The sequence below is a fragment of the Erythrobacter sp. HI0063 genome (genome assembly GCF_001635685.1).
Lineage (GTDB): Bacteria > Pseudomonadota > Alphaproteobacteria > Sphingomonadales > Sphingomonadaceae > Qipengyuania.
The window spans coordinates 1-3,873 of record NZ_LWFF01000337.1 but is presented as its reverse complement, the minus strand read 5'-3'; the positions used below and the strand labels follow the sequence as shown (position 1 = coordinate 3,873).

The 3,873-nt window shown below is 62.6% G+C and carries 5 protein-coding genes; 3 read left to right on the top strand and 2 right to left on the bottom strand.

What is annotated here, in order from left to right:
* Window positions 1-20: 20 nt before the first annotated feature.
* From A3736_RS14900 to A3736_RS14890, 3 genes are read left to right on the top strand one after another with little or no spacing between them, the layout of a single operon-like run.
* A complete protein-coding gene (locus A3736_RS14900; protein ID WP_233999416.1) occupies window positions 21-437 on the top strand; it encodes a DUF3617 family protein in 417 nt (138 codons plus the stop codon).
* A gap of 39 nt (window positions 438-476) precedes the next feature.
* Complete coding sequence (gene queC / locus A3736_RS14895) at window positions 477-1,187, top strand: 7-cyano-7-deazaguanine synthase QueC (protein WP_067684575.1); 711 nt, start codon at window positions 477-479, stop codon at window positions 1,185-1,187.
* An 11-nt stretch (window positions 1,188-1,198) separates the two neighbouring features.
* Complete coding sequence (locus A3736_RS14890) at window positions 1,199-2,827, top strand: MFS transporter (protein WP_245174053.1); 1,629 nt, start codon at window positions 1,199-1,201, stop codon at window positions 2,825-2,827.
* A gap of 45 nt (window positions 2,828-2,872) precedes the next feature.
* Here the strand turns inward: A3736_RS14890 and A3736_RS14885 are convergent, their stop codons facing one another.
* Window positions 2,873-3,421 carry a superoxide dismutase family protein gene (locus A3736_RS14885; protein ID WP_082851533.1) on the bottom strand — a complete coding sequence of 183 codons (549 nt, stop codon included), beginning with the start codon at window positions 3,419-3,421 and terminating at the stop codon, window positions 2,873-2,875.
* Window positions 3,422-3,537: 116 nt separating this feature from the next.
* Window positions 3,538-3,873 (bottom strand): OmpA family protein (locus A3736_RS14880; RefSeq protein ID WP_156502159.1); only part of this gene is annotated, 336 nt, incomplete at its 5' end.

Below are 3,873 nucleotides of genomic sequence, written 5' to 3'. Positions count from 1 at the left end.
TCGCAGCTTGGAGAATGGCTATGGCCAAAACTGTTCGGAAATTGGGCGCCCTTGCGTCGATCGTCGTCGGCGTTTCGGCGAGCGTGATTGCATTCGCTCCGGCGACTGCGCAATCCTCGCTTCAGATGCTGTCGAAGCTTACACCGGGTCAGTGGGAAATTCGTGGCCGCAATGGCGGCTCGGCTCGCTCGATCTGCGTGCGCGACGGTAGCGAGCTGATCCAGATCCGCCATCGCGGCGCCGCCTGCAACCGTTTCGTCGTGGAGGACGGCGCGAACGAGGTGACGGTGCAATACACCTGTCGCGGCGACGGTTATGGCCGGACGCATATCCGGCGCGAGACCGCCACTCTGGCGCAGATCGACGGTCAGGGCATTGCAGGCGGAAAGCCATTCCAGTTTGCCGCCGAAGCGCGCCGCGTCGGCTCCTGTCGCTGATACTTGAAGCGCCGTCCCGAGCGGCGTAGCGCCGCCTTTATGGGCAACACTCTTTCGACCACCTCTCCTCCCGCCGTGATTCTGTTGTCTGGCGGCCTCGATTCCATGGTCGTCGCCGCTCTGGCGCGCGAGCAGGGCTTTGCGGTGCACGCGCTCAGCGTCGATTACGGGCAACGGCACCGGCGCGAGCTCGAATCGGCGCGTGACATCGGACGGCGGCTGGGTGTCGCTCGGCATGTCGTGCTGCCGCTCGATCTGCGTCAGTTTGGGGGCTCGGCGCTCACCGACGATATCGACGTACCAAAATCGGGTGTCGAGGAGGGCGCGATCCCGGTCACCTACGTGCCGGCCCGCAATCTCGTCTTTCTCGCTCTGACGACGGCCTTTGCCGAGGCGAGCCATGCGCGGGATATCTTCATCGGCGTCAATGCGCTCGATTATTCGGGCTACCCCGATTGCCGCCCCGAATTCATCGCCAGCTTCGCCGAAACCGCGCGGCTCGGAACGAAGCAGGGCGTCGAGGGGGAGCCTTTCACCATTCATGCGCCGCTGCAATTCCTGACCAAGTCCGACATTGCGAGCGAATGCCACAGGCTGGGCCTCGATCCGGCGTGGAGCTGGTCGTGCTACGATCCGGCGCCTTCGGGGATCGCCTGCGGCGTCTGCGATTCCTGCAGACTACGGCGAAAAGGCTTTGCCGAAGCGGGGGTTGTCGATACCACTCCCTATCAAGAGGATAATTCGGGTTAGGGAGAGAAGGCTTGAGCAAGATCGACGATGTCGTGCGTCCGGAGAAGACACCGATCGATCCGAACGCGAAGGTGCCCGCATATAGCTGGTATGCCCTCGGCGTCCTGGTGCTGGTCTATGTCCTGAATTTCATCGACCGGCAGATCCTCTCGATCCTGGCTAACGACATCAAGGCCGACCTCGGAGTCGAAGACGACTATCTCGGCTTTTTGTATGGAACGGCGTTCGCTGTCTTCTATGCGCTTTTCGGCATCCCGCTCGGCAAGCTGGCCGATAGCTGGAAGCGCGTTCGCCTGATGAGCATCGGCCTCGCCTTGTGGTCCACGATGACCGCGCTGTCCGGTTTCGCAAAGAATGCCTCCACGCTCACCGTGGCACGGATCGGCGTCGGTGTGGGTGAAGCGACGGCCAGTCCGTCGGCCTATTCGTTGATCTCGGACTGGTTTCCAGCCCGCCTGCGCGCCACCGCGCTGGCGATCTATTCCTCCGGCCTTTACATCGGCGGAGGTATCTCGCTGCTGATCGGAGGGCTGATCGTCGAAAACTGGAATGCGGCCTATCCCGGCGGGGGTCCTTACGGAATCGTCGGTTGGCAGGCTGCTTTCCTGAGCGTTGGTATTCCCGGCCTTCTTCTGGCGCTTTGGGTGCTGACCTTGAAAGAGCCGGTTCGCGGCGCGATCGACGGGTTGGAGACGCCAGAGGATCCCGAACCCTTCCGCGGTTTCCTGCGCGAACTATTCCAGGTGATCCCGCCCTTCACGATCTTCGGCGCCGCTGCGCGCGGCAGCCGGGCGCTGTTCATCAACCTCGCGGGCCTCGCTGGTTTCGCGATCCTGGCGCTGGTGCTGACCCAGCTCGTTCCCGCCAGTTCCACGCTGATGAATTTTCTCGGCGCCCCCGGCCTTGTATCCGATCAATGGCTGTTTCTCGGGGTCGGCTATTACGCTGTGTTCAGCTGGGCAATGGGCCTCAAGGCGCGCGATCTTCCGACTTTCTCGCTGACCTGGGGATCGCCAGCCTTCCTGTGCGTGGTGCTGGGCTATGGGATGGTGGCATTCATGGCTTACTCCGCTTCTTACTGGGGCGCGCCCTATGCGGAGCGGGCGCTCGGTGCGGCGAAGTCCGATCTTGGTTGGTTCCTCGGCGCTCCGGCAGCAGTCGCCGGTTTTCTTGGCGTCATCCTGGGCGGTCGCATGGCCGATTTCCTGCTCGAACGGCGGCCTGCCGGGAGGATCTGGGTCGTGCTTTTCGGTCTGATTGTGCCGCTGCCCTTCGTGGCTATCGCCTTCACGACCGATAACGTCACGATCTTTTATATCTTCAGCTTCATCGGCAATCTGCTGATTGCATCGGCGCTTGGCGCCGCAGCCGCTTCAAGCCAGGCGCTGGTCCTGCCGCGGATGAGAGGTATGGCGACGGCGATCTTTTTCCTGGCCACCACGCTCGTCGGTCTCGGGCTCGGACCCTTCATGGCCGGATACGTATCGGCAGCGAACGGTGACAATCTTTCGCTCGGTGTCCTGTCGACCTTCGTAGCGGTACCTTTCGGGCTCGCGCTCCTGTTCACCGCCCTTAAGCTGGTTCCGGAGGCGGGTGCCAGCGTGGTCGAGCGTGCACGCGAAGCGGGCGAGGCGGTCTGAATACCCCTCGCCCGAACATTTCGCTTTAGGAAGGTCCTCTGACGATTAGCTGCGGACGAGCACACCGCAGGCCTCGCGCGAGCCGGCATCGCCCGATGGATCGGTGCGATAATCGTCCGGTCCGGAATGGATCATCACTGCCGTGCCGTCAGCGTCGAAGATCTGTGCCAGCGTGTCGTTGCGCACATCGGGCACCTCGACAGTCGCCGTGACCATTCCGTCCGCGCCTACCTGAAGGTTGGCCATATCGCCGAGATGCGGACCTTGGGGATCGAGCCGTCCGTGACTGCGATTGCCGGGATTGAGATGACCGCCCGCGCTTGTGAAGTCCGGTGCCTCGCAGCGGCCGGTTGTGTGTAGGTGGAAGCCCTTCGCGCCGGGTTGCAGGCCCATGCCGCGGATCGCAACCGCGAAGTCGTCACCGTCGCGCATCAGCGTAGCAGTTCCGGCAGAAGCGCCGTTGGCAAGCATCAGATTGGCGACGCCGAGCGTTTCGCCAACCATTTCGTTTCCATCCGACATGGTGGTGCAGGCCGCCGTACCGGCCAGAAGGGCAACAGTGCCCGTAAGTGCGAGGAACGGTTTCAGGGTCATAAAGAGTGCTCCGATAGGAAGGTTGGGATGGCGCGATAAGCGCATTCACAGTGGAGCAACGAAAAAGGGGCCGGATTGCTCCGGCCCCTCAATCATTTCAACGCTAGGCGTTGGGCTTACATGCCCGAACCCGGACCGTAGGTGATTTCCACACGACGGTTCTGCAGTTCGCGGACGCCGTCGGCGGTCGGAACGCGCAAGTTCGTTTCACCGAAGCCTTCGCTGGTGATGCGGCCACCCGGGACGCCACGCGCCGTCAGGTAATCGCGGACCGAAGCGTTACGACGCTCGGACAAGCCGACGTTGTACTGTGCCGATCCCGAGGTGTCGGTGTAGCCGGCGAGCATGACCGAAGCCATGCCGCAATTGGCGTAGGCCGAAACCGCGTTGTCCAGAATGGACGCTGCTTCCGGAGTGATGTCCGACTTGTCCCAGTTGAAGAAGACGATGTA

What these genes read in the sequence shown, in the direction of transcription:
- A3736_RS14900 (WP_233999416.1), top strand. Translation starts at nt 21, where the DNA reads ATGGCCAAAACTGTTCGGAAATTGGGCGCCCTTGCGTCGATCGTCGTC.
- queC (WP_067684575.1), top strand. Translation starts at nt 477, where the DNA reads ATGGGCAACACTCTTTCGACCACCTCTCCTCCCGCCGTGATTCTGTTG.
- A3736_RS14885 (WP_082851533.1), bottom strand. Translation starts at nt 3,421, where the DNA reads ATGACCCTGAAACCGTTCCTCGCACTTACGGGCACTGTTGCCCTTCTG.